General features: G+C 42.7%; 1 protein-coding gene. It reads left to right on the forward strand.

Annotation, left to right across the window (positions count from 1 at the left end):
• Positions 1–513 (forward strand): D-alanyl-D-alanine carboxypeptidase/D-alanyl-D-alanine-endopeptidase (dacB, locus tag R7Z77_RS28550; RefSeq protein ID WP_318137460.1); only part of this gene is annotated, 513 nt, incomplete at both ends.

Consider the following 513-nt stretch of genomic DNA (forward strand, 5'->3'; position numbering starts at 1 on the left):
TACGCAAAAAGATGGCGGGACTCGAGTCTATGTGCCAGAGCATCAACCTATTCGTGTTAAAAGTTCGGTCGAGACCGTTTCTAAGACCATTCAAAAGAGCCGCCATTGCGATTTAGACCTGCTTGCTAACCCAGACAATCGCTACGAATTAAAAGGATGCTTAGTCGAACGAGAAAAGCCGCTGCCTCTCAAATTTGCGGTTCAAGATCCTGAACGTTATACCAGTCAAAATATCAGTACGTTACTCAAGCAATTAGGTATTGAGCTCAAAGGCAAAATTAAGATTGGTTCAGCGCCACAGAAACAACGTAAATTGATGGCATTACATCAATCAAAGCCGCTATCCGATTTACTTGATGACATGCTCAAGCATTCTGACAATTTGATCGCAGACACATTAACGAAAACATTGGGTGCGAAATTTTTTGTTCAACCCGGAAGTTTTACCAATGGTACAGAAGCGATCAAACAGATCATTTTCGCCAACACTGGCATCGATATCCGTAACGCACG

It is taken from the genome of Vibrio sp. 1401 (assembly GCF_033340295.1).